Origin of the sequence: Aestuariimicrobium kwangyangense DSM 21549, assembly GCF_000421525.1 — a bacterium.
Classification (GTDB): domain Bacteria; phylum Actinomycetota; class Actinomycetes; order Propionibacteriales; family Propionibacteriaceae; genus Aestuariimicrobium; species Aestuariimicrobium kwangyangense.
In genome coordinates this window covers 60,874-82,727 of sequence record NZ_ATXE01000003.1, presented here as the reverse complement: position 1 = coordinate 82,727, position 21,854 = coordinate 60,874, and the positions used below count along the sequence as shown (strand labels likewise).

Below are 21,854 nucleotides of genomic sequence, written 5' to 3'. Positions count from 1 at the left end.
GTTCAGGCTCCTTCTCAGCGCTTCTTGCCGGACTTGCGACGACGGACGATCAGCTTGCTCGACGCCTTCTTCTTGTCGCGGGTGCGACCCTCGGGCTTGCCCCAGGGCGACACGGGGTGACGACCACCCGACGTGCGGCCCTCGCCACCACCGTGGGGGTGGTCGACGGGGTTCATGACCACACCACGCACGGTCGGGCGGACGCCCTTCCAGCGGCTGCGGCCAGCCTTGCCCCAGTTGATGTTGGACTGCTCGGCGTTGCCGACAGCACCCACGGTCGCGCGGCAGCGGACGTCAACCATGCGCATTTCGCCCGAGGGCATGCGCAGGGTGGCGAACTTGCCCTCGCGAGCGACCAGCTGGATCGAGGCACCGGCCGAACGGCCGAGCTTGGCTCCGCCACCGGGGCGCATCTCGACCGCGTGCACGGTGGTGCCCACGGGGATGTTGCGCAGCGGCAGGTTGTTGCCGGGCTTGATGTCGGCGCCCTCACCGGCGACGACGGGAGCACCCTGCACCAGGCCCTGAGGCGCGATGATGTAGCGCTTCTCGCCGTCGGCGTAGTGCAGCAACGCGATCCGGGCGGTGCGGTTGGGGTCGTACTCGATGTGAGCGACCTTGGCCGGCACGCCGTCCTTGTCGTAGCGCCTGAAGTCGACCAGGCGGTAGGCCTGCTTGTGTCCACCACCGATGTGACGGGTGGTGATGCGGCCGGTGTTGTTGCGGCCACCGGTCTTCGACTTCGGGGCCAGCAGCGACTTCTCCGGCGTGTTGCGAGTCAGTTCGACGAAGTCCGCGACGCTGGAGCCGCGACGGCCCGGCGTGGTCGGCTTGTACTTACGAATACCCATGAGGTTGTCGTTCCTTTACTCAGCGATGGTCCGGTCAGGAGACCGGGCCCCCGAAGATGTCGATCCGCTGTCCGTCAGCCACGGTGACGATCGCGCGCTTGCTGTCGGGGCGCTTGCCCAGACCGAAGCGGGTGCGACGGGTCTTGCCCTGGCGGTTGATGGTGTTCACCGAGGTCACCTTGACGTCGAAGACCTTCTCGACGGCGATCTTGATCTCGGTCTTGTTGGCGTCGGGTGCGACGAGGAACGTGTACTTGTTCTCGTCGAGCAGCCCGTAGCTCTTCTCGCTCACCACGGGTGCCAGCAGCACGTCGCGGTGGTCCTTGATCTTGAAGTCGTTCACTTCTTCGTCTCCTCGTCATCCGACGCGTCAACGAGCGCGGCCTCGGCGGCCTCGGACTCGGTGGCGTGGCCCTTGACGGTCTTGCCCTTGGCGGGGCCCGAGACGTAGGCGTCGAGGGCGGCCTGGGTGAAGACGACCGCGTCGGACAGCAGCACGTCGTAGGTGTTCAGCTGGTCAACGGCCAGCACGTGCAGCTCGGCGACGTTGCGCAGGCTCAGCCAGGCCACGTCATCGCTGCGGTCCAGGACGACCAGCAACTTGCCCAGGTCACCGACGCTCGACAGCTGGGCCAGGGCCTGCTTGGTCGAGGGGGTCTCACCCGAGACGATCTGGTCGAGCACGAAGATCTTGCCGTCGCGAGCGCGGTCCGACAGGGCCCCACGCAGTGCGGCAGCCACCATCTTCTTGGGGGTGCGCTGGGCGTAGCCGTGCGGCTGCGGCCCGTGCGAGATTCCGCCACCGACCCACTGGGGCGAACGGCGCGAACCCTGACGGGCGCGGCCGGTGCCCTTCTGGCGCCACGGCTTGGCCCCACCACCGCGGACCTCGCCGCGGGTCTTGGTGGAGTGCGTGCCCTGACGTGCGGCAGCCTGCTGGGCCACGACGACCTGGTGGATCAGCGGCACATTGGTCTGGACGTCGAAGTACTCGGCGGGAAGCTCGGCCGAGGTGGCGGCCTTCACGGTCTCGCTCATGCGACATCACCCTTCTTGGCAGCGCTGCGGACGACCACGAGCGAACCCTTGTTGCCGGGGATGGCACCCCGAACCAGGATCAGCCCACGATCGGCGTCGACAGCGTGGATGGAGAGGTTCTGCACGGTCATCTTGTCGTTGCCCATGCGGCCGGCCATGCGCAGGCCCTTGAACACGCGACCGGGGGTGGAGCACCCGCCGATCGAGCCGGGCGAACGGTGCTTGCGGTGCACACCGTGCGTGGCGCGCAGGCCCTTGAAGCCGTGGCGCTTCATGACACCGGCGGTGCCCTTGCCCTTGGTGACACCGGTCACGTCGACGACCTCGGCGGCCTCGAAGGACTCGGCGGTCAGCTCCTGGCCGAGGCTGTACTCCGAGGCATCGGAGGTGCGCAGCTCGACGAGGTGCTTGCGGGGGGTCACCTTGGCGGCGTCGAAGTGACCAGCTGCGGGCTTGGTCACATGCTTGGCCTTGAGGGCACCGAACCCGAGCTGGACGGCCGAGTAGCCGTCGGTGTCGGGGGTGCGCACCTGCGTGACAACACACGGGCCAGCCTGGATCACGGTGACCGGGACCAGGCGGTTGTTCTCGTCCCAGAGCTGGGTCATGCCGAGCTTGGTGCCCAGCAGGCCCTTCACTTTGCGTTCAGTAGTCATTGCTCAGTTCCTCACGGAAGCTTGATCTCGATGTCGACACCGGCCGGGAGGTCGAGTCGCATCAGCGAGTCGACGGTCTTCGGCGTGGGGTCGAGGATGTCGATGAGCCGCTTGTGGGTGCGCATCTCGAAGTGCTCGCGGCTGTCCTTGTACTTGTGGGGAGAACGGATCACACAGAACACGTTCTTCTCGGTCGGCAGCGGCACCGGCCCGGCGACCTTGGCACCCGTACGGGTCACGGTGTCGACGATCTTCTTCGCCGACGAGTCGATCACCTCGTGGTCATAGGCCCGGAGCCTGATGCGGATCTTCTGTCCCGCCACAGTTGTTCCTTCTCTCGTCCTGCTCATTCCGGTGTTCCGGCTTTCGCGTTCCGGCTTGTCACCGGCTTGTTGCTCCGACCCCCGAGGTCGGGCGTGTCGCGCTCTGCGCCCTGGTCGAACATCCACTCTTCGATTGAATGCACTCCCGGGGACCACAGCCCTCCTGCGAACCCGGCCACCCGGTCACACGTGGCCTGAACCGGGACTTTCGTACGGTTCGCCGCGACGCGACATGGTGACTCCGGCTCGGAGCAACCTGACCATTTTGGCATGCCCGCGCGTCCACGCCAAATCGGGGTCGGCCCTCGACCGCGGCCCCCTCGCGGGGGTGGTCAGGACGATCGTCCGGGGTGCCTCCACGGTCAGGGGAACCACTCACGGCCAAACCCTGCCCTCACCCCCGCGTCCCCGCCGGCGGCCCTAGGCTGGGAGCCATGCAGACGAATGACCGTACCCCCATCCGCGTCACCGTGTGGGGCGAGAACTACCACGAGCGCCACGACGAGAGCGTCCAGAAGCTCTACCCCGAGGGAATGCACGGCGCGCTCGCCGCCGGCATCAGCAAGCAGCTCGGCAGTGCCGTCGAGGTGCGGTGGGTCACCATGGACATGCCGGAGCACGGCCTCACCGAAGAGGTGCTGGCCTCGACCGACGTGCTCACCTGGTGGGGTCACTGGGTGCACCAGGACGTCGACGACGCGATCGTCGATCGGGTGCAGCAGGCCGTGCTGGCAGGTATGGGACTGATCGTGCTGCACTCCGGTCACCACTCGAAGATCTTCCGCAAGTTGATGGGCACCACCTGCAACCTGCGCTGGCGCGGTGGCACGAACCGGGAGCACGTGTGGACGGTCAACCCCACCCACCCCATCGCCCAGGGCGTGCCGAACCCCATCGTGTTGCCGAGCCACGAGATGTACGGGGAGTTCTTCGACATCCCCACCCCCGATGACCTCATCTTCATCTCGGCCTTCGACGGTGGCGAGGCCTTCCGCGGTGGCTGCACCTTCCGTCGCAGCCACGGCAAGATCTTCTACTTCTCCCCCGGCGACCAGGAGTACCCGATCTACCACAACGACGACGTGCTCAAGGTGATCGCCAACGCCGTCGAGTGGGTGGCGCCGGCGCTCCCCCAGCGCGGCGCCCCGCCCGTGGTCTGGAAGAAGGGCAAGGGCTACGCCGACCAGCTCGAGGAGGGTTCGCTCGATGACGCCTTGGCGATGGCGGAGCGTCACGGCCTCGAGGTGATCAACCAGTCCGACCGTCAGGTGACCCTGCGCGGAGCCGGCGGCTTCGTCACCTCCGTGGAGCTCTGAGCCAAGGGGACTCTCTCCCGGCTCCTGCACGCCAGGATCACCACGCGGGCTCGACCAACCCCTGATTTTCGAGGGTTGGTCGAGCCCGCGTGGTGATCCTGGAGCTTTGCGTGGGTGCACGATGGTGCCCATGAGTCAGCAGGTGCCCCCCGATGCGGACGTCTCCCAGCCCGAGAACCCCCCGGAGCCCCAGGAAGCCGGGAACGACGAACTCCGGGCCGACGGACTCCGGGCCAACGAACTCCGCCCGGACGAGGCGCCACGACCGGACGACCCCGGAACCCCCACCCGCCCGTGGCTGAACCATCCGCACGTCCCCTCGGGCAAGCCCAGCCTGCTCGCCCTGGGCGCCCTGGGGGTGGTCTTCGGCGACATCGGCACCAGCCCCCTGTACGCCATGCAGACCGTCTTCTCGATCGACCACAACACGGTGGCCCCGACCCCGCTCGACGTGTACGGCATCATCTCGATGGTCTTCTGGTCGATCACCCTGGTGGTCACCGTGAAGTATGTCGGCCTGGTCATGCGCGCCGACAACGAGGGAGAGGGTGGCATCCTCGCCCTGGTGGCGCTGCTCAGGGCGCGGCTGCTCACCCGTCCCGCCCTGGTGGCAGCTGCCAGCGTCATGGGCATCGTCGGGGCGGCCCTGTTCTACGGCGACTCGGTGATCACCCCTGCCATCTCGGTGATGTCTGCCATCGAGGGCATCACCATCGTCTCGCCCTCGGCCGAGCAGTTCGTGCTCCCGGCCTCGATCGCGATCCTCACCGTTCTCTTCGCGAGCCAACGCTTCGGCACCGAGAAGGTCGGACGAGCCTTTGGCCCCGTCATGTTGGCGTGGTTCGTGGCCCTGGCCGCGATGGGGGTGCCGAAGATCGTGGCGCACCCACAGATCCTGGGAGCGCTCAGTCCCCACCGGGCGGTGCTGTTCGCCGTCGATCGTCCGTTCGTCGCCTTCGTCGCCATGGGCGCCGTGGTGTTGACGATCACCGGCGCCGAGGCGCTGTACGCCGACATGGGTCATTTCGGGTCCCGGGCCATCCGCACCGCGTGGGCCTTCGTGGTCTTCCCCTCCCTGCTGCTGCACTACCTGGGTCAGGGGGCGATGATCCTCGTCGACCCGAGCACCTCCCGCAGCCCCTTCTTCCACATGGCCCCGGCGTGGGCGCGGATCCCTCTGGTCGTACTCGCGACCATGGCCACCGTGATCGCCTCCCAGGCGGTGATCTCGGGAGCCTTCTCCGTCTCCCAGCAGGCGGCCAGATTGAGCCTGCTGCCCAGGATGAACGTGCGCCACACCTCGCGTGAGGAGGGCGGCCAGATCTACATCGGCTCCATCAACTGGATGCTCTTCATCGGGGTGCTGGTGCTGGTGCTGACGTTCGGCAGCTCCGCGAAGTTGGCCACCGCCTACGGACTGGCCGTCACGGGCACCCTCATCCTGACGACCTGTCTGTTCCTGTTCCTGGCCAGACATGTCTGGGGCTGGTCGGCGTGGCGCATGGTGCTGGCCACCGTGGTGATCGGCGGGGTGGAGGTGCTCTTCTTCAGTGCCAACCTGACCAAGGTCGCCTCGGGTGGTTGGCTGCCCCTGCTGATCGCGACAGCGCTGGTGACGGTGATGCTGACCTGGCGCTGGGGGGCCCGTCTGGTCACCGAGCGCAGGCAACAACTCGAAGGTCCCCTCGACGAGTTCCTCGAGACCGTGCGCACGTCCGACCTGCCCCGGGTCCCGGGCGTGGCCGTCTACCCGCACCCCAACCAGACCACCACCCCGCTGGCCTTCCGCGACAACCTGCGCTTCAACGGTGTCGTCCATGAGCACGTGGTGATCGTCACGATCGTGACCGAGATGGTGCCCCACATCCACCACGTCGAGCGCGCCGAGGTCGACGACCTGGGCGACAGCCACGACGGCATCACCCACGTGGCCTATCACGTCGGGTTCAACGACACCCAGAACGTTCCGGGCGCACTGCAGTGGGCGAAGGGCAAGAACCCCGAACTGGACGACTTCGACGTCGACCAGTGCCGCTACTTCATGTCGGTGGTGCGCCTGCAGCACGACGGACCGTTCCGGCTGCGTGACTGGCGCACCCACCTGTTCATGTGGCTCGCGGCGAGTGCGGCGAACCGCGCCTCGGTGTTCGGCCTGCCGCCCGACCGCACCGTGATCATGGGCGCCCACGTCGACCTGTGAGTCGGAATAGCCTGCACCCATGGAGGTCGAGGTCAAGGAGATCGCCCGTTTCCTGGGCGGTCACGAGCCGTGGTCGGGTCTGCCCGCGGCGACCCTCGACGACCTGCTGCCACGGCTGCGGCAGCGCTACTTCCGCCGCGGTTCGGTGGTGCTCGCCGAGGGGCAGCGCAACGACTCGGTCTTCGTGATCCGCTCGGGAGTCGTCGACATCACCTCGGGCGGGGTGCTCGTCGAGCGGGCTGACGTCGGCACAGCCATCGGCGTCTCGAGCGCCACCACCCAGACTCCCTCGGCGGTTGGCCTGCTCGCCGTCGAGGACACCCTCGTCCTGGTCGTGCCCGGTGAGACCTTCCGCTCCCTGCTCGGCTCTCACGAGCCCTTCGCGGCCTTCTTCGACCGCAACACCCAGCGCCGCCTGGCCCGCGCCGTGGCCGAGCAACAGCACCGGGGAGACCCCAGTTCGTCCGCGCTCAACGCCCGGGTCGGTGACCTCGGGCACGGACGGGCGCCGGTCACGGCATCGGCCGAGCTCAGCATTCGGCGGGCGGCCGAGGTGATGACCGAGCAGCAGGTCTCGGCACTGCTGGTGACCGACGAGGAGCGCTTGGTGGGGATCGTCACCGACCGCGACCTGCGCACCAAGGTGGTGGCCGCGGGCCTCGACCCGGGGTCACCGATCCGCACGATCATGACCGCCGACCCGGTGACGGTCTCCACCCAGACCCGCGCCTTCGAGGCGATGCTGCAGATGACCAACCGGCGCATCCACCACCTGCCCGTGGTGCACGAGGGTCGCGCCGTCGGCATGGTGTCCACCGGTGACCTCGTCCGTCTGGAGCGCGCCCATCCCGTCCACATCGCCCAGGACGTGGCCAGGCAGTCCGACGTCGACGGCATTGCCGCCGTGGCTGCACGGGTGCCGGGGATTGTCTCGGGCTACGTGCAGCAGGGCGCCAGCGCCGACGAGATCGGACGAGTGCTGACCGCGATCGCCGACGCCATCTCGTCCCGACTGCTGACGCTGCTCAGCCAACAGGTGACGGCGGACCTGGGCGAGGCCCCGCGGCGCTGGTGCTGGCTCGCCCTCGGCTCCCAGGCTCGGTACGAGACCGGGTTGTCGTCCGACCAGGACCATGCGCTGGTGGTGTCGGACGAAGCCATCCATCCCGACGGTGGGACGAACCCAGAGGCGGCCGCGGACGGTCCGGACGTCGACCCCCTCGCCTGGTACGCCGCCCTGGCCGAACGGATGGAGGCCGCCCTGGCAGCGTGTGGCTATCCCCCCTGCCCCGGAAGGATGATGGCGAGCAATCCGCGCTGGCGGCTCACGCAGACCCAGTGGCGCCACCAGTTCCTCGACTGGCTCGACACCCCCACCTCCGAGGCCCTCTTCCACGCCGGCACCTTCTTCGACGCGCGCCCGTTGTTCGGCGAGCACACGCTGTTCGACCCGCTGCAGCGATTGGTGGCCGAGACAGCCCCCGAGCGCCCCCGCTTCCTGACCCACCTGGCGGCGCACGCCACCCTGCGGCAACCCCCCTTGGGGTTCCTCGGCAACCTCGTGGTGGAACGCCGCGGTGACCACAGCGGCGCGATCGACCTCAAGGCGGGCGGGTCACACGCGATCATCGAATTGGCCCGGGTCCACGCCCTCTCCGCCGGCATCACCGAGGTGTCGACCGACCAGCGGTTGGCACGCCTGGGCACCCCGCAGGGCCTCGGCGCTCCGGCGGCGAGCGAACTGCGCGACGCCTTCGAGTTCATCACCCAGGTGCGGCTGCGCCACCAGGCCCAGCAGGTCAGCGCGGGCGAGCCTCCGTCCAACCTGATCGACCCGCAGGCACTCTCCCGCTCCGACCGTCGGCACCTGCGCGACGCATTCGGCGTCATCAGGTCGGCGCAGACGGTGCTCGCGCAGCGGTTCGCCACCAGAACGGTCACCTGAGCGATGACCCCACTGTCCGCGCGCCACTGGCCTCGACCCTTCGACACCCCCGACCGCCTGCGCCGGCGCCAACTCACCGGGCTCGGCCCGCGCGGGTCGCCGGCCCTGCGCCGCTACCTGTCCACTCCCCTTCCCGGGGAGTCGACCCGGATCAGTGACCTGCACCTGCTCGCGATCGACATGGAGACCACGGGTCTCAACCCCGATCGCGACCGGTGGCTGTCGGTCGGTTTCGTGCCCATCGACCCGGGTCCCGGCGGCCACGAGATCGTGCTCGGTGGCGCCGGTGAAGCACTCGTCAGGCCCGAACTCGTCGGCGAGGACCGGGGGGTCGGTGACTCCGCCGTCGTCCACGGCCTCACCGACGACACCGTGGCCTCCGGGCTCCCCCTGCCCGATGCCCTCGACCGCGTGCTCGACGCGCTGGCCGGACGCGTGCTGGTGGCCCACTTCACCCAGATCGAGGTCGGCCAGCTGACTCGGGCCGCACGCGTCATCCACGGGATCCGACTCCCGCTGGTCACCCTCGACACCCTCGAACTGCAGTTCGCCATCCTGGGCGGCGACCAGGCCCGGATCCCTCCCGGGGCGCTTCGACTGTGGGCAGCCCGGGAGCAGTACGGGCTGCCCGAGACACCACCACACGACGCCCTCAGTGATGCCCTGGCCTGTGCCGAGTTGTTCCTCGCCCAACTGCAGGACGAGCACCTGCCGCGGGGACGAGGCCGACTCGGCGACCTTCGCCAGTAGCTGGTCGAGCAGGGACCTCAGGCGCGGAGGGCCCTGTGGGCACGGATAGACTCCCCCGCATGAGTGGCGCCTCGGACTTCATCCACGACCAGGTGGAACGTGACCTTGCGGTTGGTCTCAACGGTGGACGGGTGCAGACCCGCTTCCCACCTGAGCCCAACGGTTACCTCCACATCGGGCACGCCAAGGCCATCACCCAGGACTTCTCGATCGCCGAGGACTTCGGCGGCACCTGCAACGTCCGCTTCGACGACACCAATCCCGACACCGAGGAGACGGAGTTCGTCGACGGCATCCTGCGCGACATCGAGTGGCTCGGCTTCCGCCCCGCCGCCGTGCTGTTCGCTTCCGACTACTTCGAGCAGCTCTACGAGTGGGCCCACCACCTGATCTCCGAGGGTCTGGCCTACGTCGACGAGCAGGACGGCGAGACCATCTCGGCTCAGCGCGGCGGGTTCGGCAAGCCGGGCGTCGAGAGTCCCTTCCGGGATCGGCCGGTCGCCGAGTCGAGAGACCTGTTCACGAGGATGCGCGCCGGCGAGTTCGCCGACGGCGCCATGTGCCTGCGGGCCAGAATCGACATGCAGTCAGACAACATGTGGCTGCGCGACCCGGTGCTGTACCGCATCCGTCGCGGACACCATCACCGCACCCACGACTCCTGGTTCATCTACCCGACCTACGACTGGGCCCACGGCCAGTCCGACGCCATCGAGGGGGTCACGCACTCCATCTGCACGATGGAGTTCGACTCCCATCGTCCGCTCTACAACTGGTGCCTCGACCACCTGCCGCTGCCCGGTGACCAGCCCAAGCAGTACGAGTTCGCCCGGCTGGAGTTCACCCACATCGTGACCTCCAAGCGTCGGTTGAAGAAGCTGGTGAACGACGGGGTCGTCGACGGGTGGGACGACCCGCGCATGCCCACCCTCGCGGGACTGCGCAGGCGCGGCTACCCGGCCTCGGCCATCGTCTCGTTCTGCCGTGAGATCGGCACCGCCCGCACCAACTCCCGACACGCCATCGAGGCGCTCGAGGCCGTCGTCCGACGCCAGCTCAACGCCACCTCGCAGCGTCGCATGGTGGTCACCCGTCCGCTGCGGCTGACCCTGACCAACTGGCCCACCGACGACCGGGGCGAGCCGGTGGTCGAGTGGTTCGACCTGACCAACAACCCCGAGAACTCCGAGGACGGCACCCGGTCGGTGGCCTTCTCGGGCCAGTTGGTGATCGAGGCCGACGACTTCGCCGAGGTGCCACCGCCCAAGTTCTTCCGCCTGTCGCCCGGCAAGGAGGTGCGTCTGCGCGGCGCCTACCTGGTCACCGCCACCGACGTGGTCAAGGACTCCGAGGGCAACGTGGTCGAGGTGCTCGCCACCTACGACCCGGCCACCCGCGGCGGCGACGCCCCGGATGGGCGCAAGGTGAAGTCGACGATGCACTGGGTCTCGGTCCCGCACGCGGTGCCCGTTCGCGCCGCGCTCTACGAGCGCCTGTTCACCACCGAGGTACCGGGGGCAGCCACCGGCGAACCCTTGGACGACCTGAACACGAACGCCCGCACGTGGTTGGACGAGGCGCTGGGCGAGGCGTCGATCGCCGACGTCGAGCCCGGTCAGGTGGTGCAGTTCGAACGCCTGGGGTATTTCGCCAAGGACCTCGACGCCGTCACCGGCGCGGACGATGCCCGGCCGGTCGTCTTCCACCGTACGGTGGGGCTGCGCGACGAGTGGGCCTCCATCCAGAAGCGCCAGGATCGCTGACCCTTCACGACAGTTCCTGCATGGGTGGCCCGCAGATGGGAATGACATGACCGACCACGCAGAGGATCAACGGGTGCCGCCAGTCAGGTCGGCAGCCAGCCGGCGCGAGCGTCGCCGCATCGCCGAGGCGGTCGCCGCTCGGTCCCCGTTCCGGGTGACCACCCCGTCACGCGTCTCCGACAACGGGGCCGTGACCGCGGATCCGATCCCGGCCACCCTGACCCTGGCTGCGGGATGGTCATGGCGCCTGCTGCTGGTGGCAGCCCTGATCGCCGGCATCATGTGGCTGTTCCAGCGGCTGCACGAGGTCACCGTGCCTCTGTTCGTGGCCGTGCTGTTCACCGCTGCCCTGTGGCCGATGGTCGAGTGGCTGAAGCGGCGTGGGGTCCCGCGCGGGCTCGCTGTCGCGCTGTCGATGTTGATGGTGCTCGTGCTGGTGGGTGGCATCTTCACCCTGGTGGGCGCCCAGATCGTGTCCCAGTCCGACCAGCTCGGGGTCGAGGCGCTCAAGAGCTACGCGCAGGTGATCGACTGGCTCACCCACGGGCCCCTCCACCTGCACCAGCAGCAGATCACCGACTACCTGCACAAGGGCCAGCAGTACCTGGCCGACTCGAAGGGCCGGATCGCCAGCATGGCCGCCTCGGCCGGGCTGGGCGTCGGGCACTTCCTCGCGGGCTTCGCCCTGGCAGCGTTCACGCTGTTCTTCCTGCTGCTCGAGGGGCGTCGGCTCGCGCACGGCATCTCGACGTTGGTTCCCAAGGCGGGCCGGTCACGCCTGATGGACGCCTCGGGCCGCGGCTGGACCTCACTGGTGGCCTACGTGCGCGCCGCGGTGATCGTGGCCCTGTGCGACGGGGCCGGTGCCGGTCTCGGTGCGGCCGCGCTCGGCTCGAACCTGTTCCTGGCCATCGGGGCGCTGACCTTCGTCAGCGCCTTCGTCCCGCTGGTGGGCGCCTTGATGTCGGGGGCCGTGGCCACGGGTGTGGTGCTGGTCACGCTCGGTTTCTGGAAGGCGCTGATCATGTTGGCCGTCTTCATCCTGGTGATGCAGCTCGAGGGGCACGTCATGCAGCCCTTCCTGTTGGGGCGCGCCGTCGAGGTACACCCGCTGGCTGTGCTCTACGGGCTGGCGATCGGCATCTCGGTCGCCGGGATCGTGGGCGGCCTGTTCGCGGTGCCCCTGATCGCCTTCGGCAACGCGTTCCTTCGCAGCCTGCGGGACGACCTCCCAGCTGCGGCCACACCCGCAGCCAGCGACCAGTTCCCGGTCGACCCGAGCGATCCGGCGTCCGGTTCGGCCCAGGAGGACCCGGTCAACTGAGCGGCACCGATCTCCACCGGCCCACCGCTGTCCTGGACCGGAGGAGTCGTCAGAGGGTTTCGCGGAGACCCACAAGTCTGCGCAGGGACGACTCGCGTCCGAGGATCTCCATCGACTCGAACAGCGGCGGCGACACCTTGGAGCCTGCGATGGCGACCCGGACGGGTGCGAAGGCAACCTTGGGCTTCAGCCCGAGCCCGTCGACGAGGGCCTCGCGCAGGTTGGCCTGGATCATCTCGTGGTCCCAGTCGGTGAGGTGTTCGAGCGCGGTGAACGCGGCCGCGAGCACCTCACCGGCATTCGGGGGCAGGGAGGCGCGGGCGTCCTCGGCGACGGTGAGCTGATCGTCCTCGGTGAGCAGGAACTCGATCGCGGACAGCGCGTCACCGAGCAGGGTCATGCGTGGCTGCACCAGCGGCACCGCGTGGCTCAACACAGCGCGCTGGTTGTGGTCGAGGGCCCTGCCGCGAGCGGCCTCGAACTCGATGATCCGGGCCGTCAACTCCTCGGTCGACAGCTCACGCAGGTAGTGACCGTTCAGCCAGTCCATCTTCTTCAGGTCGAACACGGCACCGGCCGGGTTGATCCGCGACCAGTCGAAGTGCTGCACGAACTCGTCCAGTGACTGCACGTCGTCGCCCTCGTGCACGGGGGGATGACCGAGCAGCATCAGGAAGTTGAGCAACGCCTCGGGCAGGTAGCCCTGTTCGCGGAACCAGCTGAGCTTGGCCCAGGGACTCTTGCGTTTGCCCAGCTTGGAACGGTCGGTGTTGCGGATCAGGGGGGTGTGCGCGAAGGCCGGCACCTGCCAGCCCAACCACTGGTGCAGCAGGATCTGCTTGGGCGTGGAACTGATCCACTCCTGCCCGCGCACCATGTGGGTGATCCCCATCAGGTGGTCGTCGACGACCACGGCGAGATGGTAGGTCGGGAAACCATCGGCCTTCAGGATCACCTGGTCATCGGGACGAGGGGCCGACAACTCACCACCGATCAGGTCGTCGAAGACCAGCGGCACGTCGTCGGGCACGAACATGCGCACCACCGGTGTGGGCTGGAAGCCGGGAAGGGCGGCACGCTGCTCGGCGGTCTTGCCATGGCACAGGCGGTCGTACCCGGTGGTGGCCTGCTTGCTCGCCTGTTGCTGCTCGCGCATCTCGGCCAACCGCTCAGGGGTGCACCAGCAGTGGTACGCGTGGCCGTCGGCGAGCAGTTGGTCGACGAAGGGACGATAGGTCTCGAGCCGCTCACTCTGCCGATAGGGGCCGTACGGACCGCCGGCCACGGGTGACTCGTCCGGCTCCAGACCGAGCCAGCTGAGGGAGTCGTAGATCTGCTGCTCGGACCCCTCGACCAGTCGGGCCCGGTCGGTGTCCTCGATGCGCAGGACGAACTGGCCACCCGTGCGGCGCGCCCAGGCGAAGTCGAAGAGGGCCTGGTAGGCGGTGCCGACGTGCGGGTCCCCGGTGGGGGAAGGGGCCACTCTGGTGCGGGCGGGGCTGAGCTCAGTCATGATGGGGTCCAGACTACCGATCAGGGCCAGACCACCGATCAGGAGAGGGACCGTGATTTCAAGCGACTGCATCACCTCGATGGCCCAGCAGATCGGTGAGGTGCCCGGTGTGGTGGGCGTGACGGTGGGTGGCAGTCGCGCCCGCGGCGACGCGGTCGAGGGATCCGACGTCGACCTCGGCATCGTGCACGACGGCACCCTCGACCGGGAGCGACTCAACGCACTGGTCGCGCAGTGGTCGTCCACAGAGGCTGCGGTCGGCGAACCGGGCAGCTGGGGTCCATGGGTCGACTCCGGTGCCTGGTTGACGGTGGACGACAGCCCCGTGGACTGGATCGTGCGCGACCTCACGCGCATCGACCTGGCCTGGCAACGAGCCGAGCAGGGAGCGGGTACCTTCCACCCCCAGCCCGGGCATCCGTTCGGGTTCTGGGAGCCCAGCTACTGCGGCGAACTCGCCCTGGCTCTGGTCAAGAAGGACACCGAGGGTGAACTGGTGGCCCGCCAACAGAGGTTCGCGAGCCTGCCACCGGCGCTGCGCGAGACCATGGTCGCCCGGTTGTGGGAGGCCGACTTCGACGTCGACGTCGCCGAGAAGGGGGTGCGGCGCGATGACCGGGTGTTCGTCTCGCTGACCTGCGCGCATGCGCTGCTGATCTGCGCCCACGCCATCCATGCGGTCGACGATCGCTGGGCCACCAACGAGAAGGGACTGGTGGCGGCCGCCGCGGCCCTCCCCCACGCACCCACTGATCTGGCCAGCAGGGCCTCGGCCGTGCTGGCCCACGCCGACCTGTCGGCCATCGTCACGTCCTGTCGCGAGCTCGTCCAGGACACCCGCCGCGCCCTCGAGAACTGACCTCGTACCACGACCACGTTCCCTGCCGAGCTCAGCTGGGGAGTCGCCCGGCCTTCACCGCGGCCACCAGGGCAGCGTGGTCGATCTCGGTCTGGTCGGCGTAGCCGCGCGCGAACTGGGTGAACGCCTGCGGCAATGCATCCGACCGTCCGATGTAGCCGGCGATCAGCGAGGCACCCGACGTGCGGGCGTGCCCCTTGGCGAGCAGCAGACCCAGCACCTGGGCGTAGTCGGCCAGGGCTGCGGGCTTGAGTCCGTCGACCACCACCGCCCCCTTCATGTTGCGGTACTGGCGCACGTAGAACTGCATGGCCGGGGCTCCGTCGGGTTCGTCGTCCACCCGCGTGCGCGTGGTCAGCCCTTCGAAGGCCGCCGTCGAGCACCACCCGAGCAGCGGGTCCGAGGCAGTCTGCAGCGCATGCTGGTACTCCACCACCCGCTGACCCTGGTGCTGGTGTCGGGCCGTGGTGCCGTGCACGAACGGGGCCACCACGGAGCGTCGCGCCTGCTTGAGTTGCAGGAACAGCACGTCGTCGGGGCTCGATCCCTCGAGCAGGGCGACGAAGGCACGCAGCCCGACCGACCCGACCCCCACCACCTTGTGCGCCATGTCGCCCAGTCGGTAGCCGCCGACCACCCTCGCCCACTGCTCGGGGAGGGTCGTCAGGTACTGGTCGAGGGCCTCGGCCAGCTGGTCGAACCGTGCCGGTGACAGCAGTCGAACGGTGGGGGTGTTCTCCACCAGGTGACGAGTGCCGTCGCTGTCGGGCTCGGTCAGCTTGGGCAGGGAGCGGTCCGACGTCTGCCGACGCGCCTTGGTGGTCGCACGCGCCACCTCGTCGCGCAGGCTGCCTGTCTTCACCGCCTTGGTCAACCTCGTCACGTCGAGCCTGGCGAAGGCCCGGCTCAGCAACGGGGTCTGCGCCAGGTGGCGCAGTTCGTCACGGTAGGCGGCCACGCATTCGAAGACGGCCTGCTCGCACTGGGCCTCGGTGTGCCCGTTCTGCCGCCCGGCGACGTGGACGCTGGCGGTCAGCCGGCGAAGGTCCCACTCCCACGCGCCCGGGTGGGCCTCGTCGAAGTCGTTCAGGTCGATCACCAGCTCACCCTCGGGAGAGCGGTAGAAACCGAAGTTCCCCAGGTGGGCATCACCGCAGATGACAGGCTGGATGCCGGTCGACGGCAGCGACGCGCAGTCCCAGGCACACACGTTGGAGGCGCCCCGCAGGAACCCGAACGGGCTCTCGATCATGCGTTGCACCCGTAGCGGGATGAGCCACTCGATGCGGTCGACGTGGGAGTCGATGATCTGTTGCACCGGGTCGGGACGATCATCGGCAGCCCGCCACGCCCCCAGTTCGGAGCGCTTCACCTCCTGCCGCCTGCTCTTGCCCCAGGCGAGCCGTTCCGTGCGCGCCGGAGGCATGCGACGGATCGAGAAGTAGTCGCTGCTCGGCTGCGCCAGATTCTCCATTCCCTGATCGTAGGGGCGCCACGCCCAACGCGCGCCCGGGCGACATACTGACGCCATGACGACCCGCTCCACCCGCCCCGCGACGATCGCCGACCTTGCGGCGTCGCTCAAGCTGTCGAAGTCGGCCGTGTCGAACGCCCTCAACAACCGGCCCGGGGTAAGCCCGGCCACCAGGGCACGTGTGCAGGCAGCGGCGGAGCGCTCCGGGTGGCGTCCCAACGCGTTGGCCAAGGCGCTCTCGACCGGCCAGGCAGGCGCGTTCGGTCTGTGCATCGCCCGCGACTCCCGGGTGCTCGGCAGCGAGTCCTACTACCAACGGGTGATCGCGGGCATCGAGGAGGTGCTGATCGACTCCGACCACGCCCTGCTCCTGCGGCTGGTGGGGCCCACCGGACGCGACCTCGACGTCTACCGCCAGTGGGCCCGGGAACACCGGGTCGACGCCGTCGCCCTGTTCGACCTGCAGGCCGACGACCCTCGTCCCCCCTTGATGGACGAACTCGGGCTGCCGGCGGTGATCCAGGGCAGCACCACCTCGACCCACCACCCGGTGGTCAACGGAGACGTCCACGCCGAGGTCCGGATGATCATCGAGCACGTGCGCTCGCGCGGGGCCAGCCGGGTCATCTTCCTTCACGGACCGACCCACTTCACCCACGAGATCGACCGGCTCGCGGCGATGCGCGCGGCGACCCGCGCGCACGGGATGCCGCTGCGCACGATCGAGACCGACTACTCCCAGGAACAGGGCCTGGCGCACGGTCGCGACCTGCTCGCGGACGGCTGGGCCGACGCCGTGATCACTTCCAACGACCTGTTGGCGGTGGGTGTGGCTCGCGCCCTCGGCGACCTCACCGGAGCCGATTCGGCCCTGCAGGACCCCGCCGACGTGCGCATCGTGTCGTGGGACGACTCGCTGCTGTGTGCCTACATGCGTCCCGGCATCACAGCCCTCAACCGCCACCCGCAGTCGACCGGACGACAGGTGGGCCGGTTGCTGCTGAGCCTGGTCGGGGGTGGGTCGGGGGCGGCGGCCACAGATGCGGGCTCCGCGCCTGAGGACGAAGGGCATCGGACGACCCTGGTGGTGCGGGAGTCGTCCGAGGTACCCGACCGGATCGAGGACTGAGCCCAGCGGACACCGCAACGGCACGAGGCCCGCACCCCCGAAGGGATGCGGGCCTCGCGCTGGAGCGATGTGCGCCTGAGTGAGTCAGATCACTTGAGGATCTTGACGACACGACCGGCACCAACGGTGCGGCCGCCCTCACGGATGGCGAACTTGAGTCCGTCCTCCATGGCGATGGGCTTGTTCAGGTGAACCGTCATGTCGGTGTTGTCGCCGGGCATGACCATCTCGGTGCCCTCAGGCAGCTGGACCACACCGGTGACGTCGGTGGTGCGGAAGTAGAACTGAGGCGAGTAGTTCGAGAAGAACGGCTTGTGACGGCCACCCTCCTCCTTGGTCAGGATGTAGACCGAGCCCTCGAAGTCCGTGTGAGGGGTGGTCGAACCCGGCTTGATGACGACCATGCCGCGCTCCACGTCCTCCTTCTTGGTGCCGCGGAGCAGCAGGCCGACGTTCTCTCCCGCGCGACCCTCGTCGAGGATCTTGCGGAACATCTCGACACCGGTGACGGTGCTGGTCTGCTTGGCGTCGTGGATGCCGATGATGTCGACGGTCTCGCCGGTCTTGACGATGCCGCGCTCGATACGACCGGTGATCACGGTGCCACGCCCGGTGATGGTGAAGACGTCCTCAACGGGCATCAGGAAGGGCTTGTCGGTGTCGCGCTCGGGCTGCGGGATGTACTCGTCCACAGCGTCCATGAGCTCGAGGACCGACTCGCCCCACTTGGCGTCGCCCTGCAGGGCGGGGAAGGCGGCCACGCGCACGACGGGGCAGTTGTCACCGTCGAACTCCTGCGACGACAGCAGCTCGCGGACCTCCATCTCGACGAGCTCGATGAGCTCCTCGTCGTCGACCATGTCGCACTTGTTCAGCGCGACGACGATCGCGGGCACGCCGACCTGACGGGCGAGCAGCACGTGCTCACGGGTCTGGGGCATGGGGCCGTCGGTCGCGGCCACGACCAGGATGGCGCCGTCCATCTGGGCAGCACCGGTGATCATGTTCTTCACGTAGTCAGCGTGCCCGGGGCAGTCGACGTGCGCGTAGTGGCGCTTCTCGGTCTGGTACTCGATGTGGGCGATCGAGATGGTGATACCGCGCTGACGCTCTTCGGGAGCCTTGTCGATCTGGTCGAACGGCGAAGCCTCGTTGAGGGTCGGGTACTTGTCGTGCAGCACCTTGGAGATCGCCGCGGTCAGAGTGGTCTTGCCGTGGTCGATGTGTCCGATGGTGCCGATGTTGCAGTGCGGCTTGGTCCGCTCGAACTTGGCCTTTGCCACTGGGGCTCCTTCTTGATGTCGCCACGCTGGCCGCGAGGCGTTCCGGTTTGTTCCCGCCGGCGCTCTGCCCGCGAGACCTGACTTGGTCCAGGACGGACCTCACCCTTGGGCGAGGTACCCGTCCCATTTTTCTGCACCGGTGCGTGAGAGTCAAACGGCCTGTCTGACCCTCACGCCCGGCAACCCGCTGGGATCACTCCCCGCCGCGGGTCTTGGCGATGATCTCGTCCGCCACGGACTTGGGGGTCTCGGCGTAGGAGTCGAACTCCATCGAGTACGAGGCCTGGCCCGAGGTCTTCGACCTCAGGTCACCCACGTAGCCGAACATCTCCGACAGCGGCACGAGCGCGTGCACGACGCGGTTGCCGTGCAGCTCGTCCATGGACTGGATGTGTCCGCGACGACCGTTCAGGTCACCGATGACGGTGCCCAGGTAGTCCTCGGGAGTGGTGACCTCGACGGCCATCATGGGCTCGAGCAGGGCCGGATCGGCCTTGCGCGCGGCCTCCTTGAACGCCATCGAACCGGCGATCTTGAAGGCGAGTTCCGAGGAGTCGACGTCGTGGTAGGCACCGTCGGTCAGGGTGACCTTGATGTCTTCCACGGGGTAGCCGGCCAGCACACCGAACTGCATGGCGTCCTTGATGCCGGCGTCGACGGCGGGGATGTACTCACGAGGGATGCGTCCACCAGTGACGGCGTTGACGAACTCGTAGCCGGTGCCCGCGGGCTGGGGCTCGAGGTCGATGATGACGCGGCCGTACTGGCCCGAACCACCGGACTGCTTCTTGTGGGTGTACTCCACCTTCTGCACCGCCCGACGCAGGGTCTCGCGGTAGGCCACCTGCGGCTTGCCGATGTTGGCCTCGACCTTGAACTCGCGCTTCATGCGGTCGATCAGGATCTCGAGGTGCAACTCGCCCATGCCGGCGATGATGGTCTGCCCGGTCTCCTCGTCGGTGTGGACGCGGAAGGTCGGGTCCTCCTCGGCCAGGCGCTGGATCGCCATGCCCAGCTTCTCCTGGTCGGACTTGGTCTTCGGCTCGATGGCCTGCTCGATCACCGGGGCCGGGAACTCCATCGACTCCAGCACGATCGGGTTGGCGGGGTCGCACAGGGTCTCACCGGTGGTGGTGTCCTTCAGGCCCATCACGGCGCAGATCATGCCGGCGCCGATCGAGTCGATCTCCTCACGCTTGTTGGCGTGCATCTGGTAGATCTTCCCGATGCGCTCCTTCTTGCCCTTGGTCGAGTTCAGCACCTGGGCGCCGGCCTCGAGTCGTCCCGAGTAGACGCGGACGAAGGTCAACCGGCCCAGGTGGGGATCGGCGGCAATCTTGAACGCCAGCACCGACAGGGGCTCGCTGTCCTGCGGCTTGCGGTGCAGCTCGACGGACTCGTCACCGGGCTTGAAGCCGTCGATGGCGGGGACGTCGGTGGGGGCCGGCAGGTAGTCGATGACGGCGTCGAGCAGGGGCTGGACGCCCTTGTTCTTGAACGACGAGCCACAGACCACGGCGTTGGCCTTGTTGGCCAGCACACAGCGGCGGATGGCGTGCTTGAGCTCGAGGACGGTGAACTCCTCACCGCTGTCCTCACGCTCGAGCCACAGCTCGGCGAACTCGTCGTCGTGGTCGGCGAGGGTGTGGATGAGCTCCTCGCGAGCGGCCTCGGCGGCCTCGAGCATGTCGGCGGGGATCTCCTCGACGGCGTAGTCCTCACCGATCTTGGTCTCACCGCGCCAGGTCAGCGCGCGCATGCCCAGCAGGTCGACGACACCGATGAAGTGCGACTCGGCACCGATCGGCAGCTGCAGCACCAGCGGGGTCGCCTGCAGGCGCTCGCGGATGGTCTTGAGGCAGTGGTCGAACGAGGCACCGGTGCGGTCGAGCTTGTTGACGTAGCAGATGCGGGGCACCTTGTACTTCGACGCCTGACGCCACACGGTCATCGACTGGGGCTCGACACCTGCGACACCGTCGAACACCGCGACGGCACCGTCGAGAACGCGGAGCGAACGCTCCACCTCGACGGTGAAGTCGACGTGACCGGGGGTGTCGATGATGTTGATCTGGTGGTCGTGCCAGAAACAGGTGGTGGCAGCGGAGGTGATCGTGATGCCACGCTCCTGCTCCTGCTCCATCCAGTCCATGGTGGCGGCGCCGTCGTGCACCTCACCGATCTTGTAGGTGATGCCGGTGTAGAACAGGATGCGCTCGGTGGTGGTGGTCTTGCCGGCATCGATGTGCGCCATGATGCCGATGTTGCGAACTTTGCCCAGGTCAGTGGTGGCCATTGGCCTCTACCTCAATCTCAATTGTGGGACTCGGAATGTCATGAGTGCCCGGCGCTTCTGTGCCCGAGCGGGGGTGCGCCCCCTCGTCCCGCGAAGGACGAGGGGGCGGCGGATCACCAGCGGTAGTGCGCGAAGGCGCGGTTGGCGTCTGCCATCTTGTGCGTGTCCTCGCGGCGCTTGACGGCGGCGCCCAGGCCATTGCTGGCGTCGAGGATCTCGTTCATGAGGCGCTCGGCCATCGTCTTCTCGCGACGGGCGCGGCTGAAGCTGACCAGCCAACGCATCGACAGCGTGGTGGCACGGGCCGGCTTCACGTCGATCGGCACCTGGTAGGTGGCACCACCGACGCGGCGGCTCTTGACCTCGACGGAGGGCTTGATGTTGTCGAGCGCCTTCTTCAAGGTCTGCACGGGATCGACACCGTTCTTGGTGCGGCAGCCCTCGAGGGCGGTGTACACGATGTCCTGGGCGATGGTCTTCTTGCCATCGAGGAGCACCTTGCTCACCAGCTGGGAGACAACGGGCGACCCGTAGACGGGGTCGACCATGACCGGGCGCTTCGGCGCCGGACCCTTGCGAGGCATTACTTCTCCTTCTTCGCGCCGTAGCGGCTGCGAGCCTGCTTGCGGTTCTTGACACCCTGGGTGTCGAGCGAGCCGCGAATGATCTTGTAGCGGACACCGGGCAGGTCGCGCACACGGCCTCCGCGGACGAGCACCATCGAGTGCTCCTGCAGGTTGTGCCCGACGCCTGGGATGTAGGCGGTCACCTCGACACCTGACGACAGGCGCACACGGGCGACCTTGCGCAGAGCGGAGTTCGGCTTCTTGGGGGTGGTGGTGTACACACGCGTGCACACGCCGCGACGCTGGGGCGAGCCCTTGAGCGCAGCGGTCTTGTTCTTGCTGACCTTGTCACTGCGGCCCTTGCGGACCAGCTGCTGAATGGTAGGCACCGGCTGGTATCTCTTTCGTTGATCCTGAGGTTGTTCCCTGGCTTGCATCCGTTTCGAACCACCGCTGGCCACCGTCACCGCGGCAGGCGTCAAGCAGGATGCCGTGCGAACTCCGCAAAGGTTCCAGCACTCCTTGTGCAACCAAGAAGGTGGTACCACGCCAGGGCACGCACAGATGC

The 21,854-nt window shown here is 68.1% G+C and carries 19 protein-coding genes; 8 read left to right on the top strand and 11 right to left on the bottom strand.

Going from position 1 to position 21,854, the window contains the following annotated elements:
- Nucleotides 1–14: 14 nt before the first annotated feature.
- Genes rplB through rpsJ form a run of 5 tightly spaced genes read right to left on the bottom strand, consistent with a single transcriptional unit; the run spans nucleotide 15 to nucleotide 2,868 of the window.
- Nucleotides 15–851 carry a 50S ribosomal protein L2 gene (gene rplB, locus H507_RS0110330; protein ID WP_022910639.1) on the bottom strand — a complete coding sequence of 279 codons (837 nt, stop codon included), beginning with the start codon at nucleotides 849–851 and terminating at the stop codon, nucleotides 15–17.
- 34 nt (nucleotides 852–885) lie between these two features.
- Complete coding sequence (rplW, locus tag H507_RS0110325; RefSeq protein WP_022910638.1) at nucleotides 886–1,194, bottom strand: 50S ribosomal protein L23; 309 nt, start codon at nucleotides 1,192–1,194, stop codon at nucleotides 886–888.
- A complete protein-coding gene (gene rplD / locus H507_RS16120; RefSeq protein WP_022910637.1) occupies nucleotides 1,191–1,889 on the bottom strand; it encodes a 50S ribosomal protein L4 in 699 nt (232 codons plus the stop codon). Before rplD ends, rplW begins: the two co-directional genes overlap by 4 nt.
- Nucleotides 1,886–2,545 carry a 50S ribosomal protein L3 gene (rplC, locus tag H507_RS0110315; RefSeq protein WP_026378085.1) on the bottom strand — a complete coding sequence of 220 codons (660 nt, stop codon included), beginning with the start codon at nucleotides 2,543–2,545 and terminating at the stop codon, nucleotides 1,886–1,888. The genes rplD and rplC overlap by 4 nt, the downstream gene beginning before the upstream one ends.
- Nucleotides 2,546–2,556: 11 nt before the next feature.
- Nucleotides 2,557–2,868, bottom strand: coding sequence for a 30S ribosomal protein S10 (gene rpsJ / locus H507_RS0110310; protein ID WP_020488540.1), 312 nt, complete (start codon nucleotides 2,866–2,868; stop codon nucleotides 2,557–2,559).
- Between the two features lie 434 nt (nucleotides 2,869–3,302).
- On the opposite strand from rpsJ, the gene H507_RS16115 reads away from it, so the two are divergent.
- The 6 genes from H507_RS16115 to H507_RS16110 all read left to right on the top strand — a co-directional run bounded on the left by H507_RS16115 (nucleotide 3,303) and on the right by H507_RS16110 (nucleotide 12,166).
- Nucleotides 3,303–4,184, top strand: coding sequence for a ThuA domain-containing protein (locus H507_RS16115; RefSeq protein WP_022910635.1), 882 nt, complete (start codon nucleotides 3,303–3,305; stop codon nucleotides 4,182–4,184).
- Between the two features lie 397 nt (nucleotides 4,185–4,581).
- Complete coding sequence (locus H507_RS0110300) at nucleotides 4,582–6,384, top strand: potassium transporter Kup (protein ID WP_425393314.1); 1,803 nt, start codon at nucleotides 4,582–4,584, stop codon at nucleotides 6,382–6,384.
- A gap of 19 nt (nucleotides 6,385–6,403) precedes the next feature.
- Nucleotides 6,404–8,329, top strand: a complete 1,926-nt coding sequence (locus tag H507_RS0110295) for a putative nucleotidyltransferase substrate binding domain-containing protein (RefSeq protein ID WP_022910633.1) — start codon at nucleotides 6,404–6,406, stop codon at nucleotides 8,327–8,329.
- Between the two features lie 3 nt (nucleotides 8,330–8,332).
- Nucleotides 8,333–9,079, top strand: a complete 747-nt coding sequence (locus H507_RS0110290) for an exonuclease domain-containing protein (RefSeq protein WP_022910632.1) — start codon at nucleotides 8,333–8,335, stop codon at nucleotides 9,077–9,079.
- A gap of 59 nt (nucleotides 9,080–9,138) precedes the next feature.
- Nucleotides 9,139–10,842 (top strand): glutamine--tRNA ligase/YqeY domain fusion protein, encoded by a 1,704-nt coding sequence (locus H507_RS0110285; protein ID WP_022910631.1) that lies wholly within the window; start codon nucleotides 9,139–9,141, stop codon nucleotides 10,840–10,842.
- Nucleotides 10,843–10,888: 46 nt separating this feature from the next.
- On the top strand, nucleotides 10,889–12,166 hold the full coding sequence (locus H507_RS16110; RefSeq protein WP_022910630.1) for an AI-2E family transporter: 1,278 nt from the start codon (nucleotides 10,889–10,891) through the stop codon (nucleotides 12,164–12,166).
- 49 nt (nucleotides 12,167–12,215) lie between these two features.
- Here the strand turns inward: H507_RS16110 and gltX are convergent, their stop codons facing one another.
- Nucleotides 12,216–13,679, bottom strand: coding sequence for a glutamate--tRNA ligase (gene gltX / locus H507_RS0110275; RefSeq protein WP_026378082.1), 1,464 nt, complete (start codon nucleotides 13,677–13,679; stop codon nucleotides 12,216–12,218).
- A gap of 52 nt (nucleotides 13,680–13,731) precedes the next feature.
- Here gltX and H507_RS0110270 point away from each other — a divergent pair, with 52 nt between their 5' ends.
- Entirely contained in the window at nucleotides 13,732–14,538 is an 807-nt protein-coding gene (locus H507_RS0110270) for a nucleotidyltransferase domain-containing protein (protein WP_026378081.1), read from the top strand.
- Between the two features lie 31 nt (nucleotides 14,539–14,569).
- Here H507_RS0110270 and H507_RS0110265 read toward each other — a convergent pair whose 3' ends face one another.
- Complete coding sequence (locus H507_RS0110265) at nucleotides 14,570–16,012, bottom strand: DUF2252 domain-containing protein (protein ID WP_022910627.1); 1,443 nt, start codon at nucleotides 16,010–16,012, stop codon at nucleotides 14,570–14,572.
- Between the two features lie 55 nt (nucleotides 16,013–16,067).
- Here H507_RS0110265 and H507_RS16105 point away from each other — a divergent pair, with 55 nt between their 5' ends.
- Complete coding sequence (locus tag H507_RS16105) at nucleotides 16,068–17,141, top strand: LacI family DNA-binding transcriptional regulator (protein WP_022910626.1); 1,074 nt, start codon at nucleotides 16,068–16,070, stop codon at nucleotides 17,139–17,141.
- An 89-nt stretch (nucleotides 17,142–17,230) separates the two neighbouring features.
- On the opposite strand, the gene tuf is transcribed toward H507_RS16105, so the two are convergent.
- The 4 genes from tuf to rpsL all read right to left on the bottom strand — a co-directional run bounded on the left by tuf (nucleotide 17,231) and on the right by rpsL (nucleotide 21,675).
- Nucleotides 17,231–18,424, bottom strand: coding sequence for an elongation factor Tu (gene tuf, locus H507_RS0110255; protein ID WP_022910625.1), 1,194 nt, complete (start codon nucleotides 18,422–18,424; stop codon nucleotides 17,231–17,233).
- 193 nt (nucleotides 18,425–18,617) lie between these two features.
- Nucleotides 18,618–20,720, bottom strand: a complete 2,103-nt coding sequence (gene fusA / locus H507_RS0110250) for an elongation factor G (protein WP_022910624.1) — start codon at nucleotides 20,718–20,720, stop codon at nucleotides 18,618–18,620.
- 113 nt (nucleotides 20,721–20,833) lie between these two features.
- Nucleotides 20,834–21,304, bottom strand: coding sequence for a 30S ribosomal protein S7 (gene rpsG / locus H507_RS0110245; protein WP_022910623.1), 471 nt, complete (start codon nucleotides 21,302–21,304; stop codon nucleotides 20,834–20,836).
- A complete protein-coding gene (gene rpsL / locus H507_RS0110240; RefSeq protein WP_022910622.1) occupies nucleotides 21,304–21,675 on the bottom strand; it encodes a 30S ribosomal protein S12 in 372 nt (123 codons plus the stop codon). The genes rpsG and rpsL overlap by 1 nt, the downstream gene beginning before the upstream one ends.
- Between the last annotated feature and the right edge of the window lie 179 nt (nucleotides 21,676–21,854).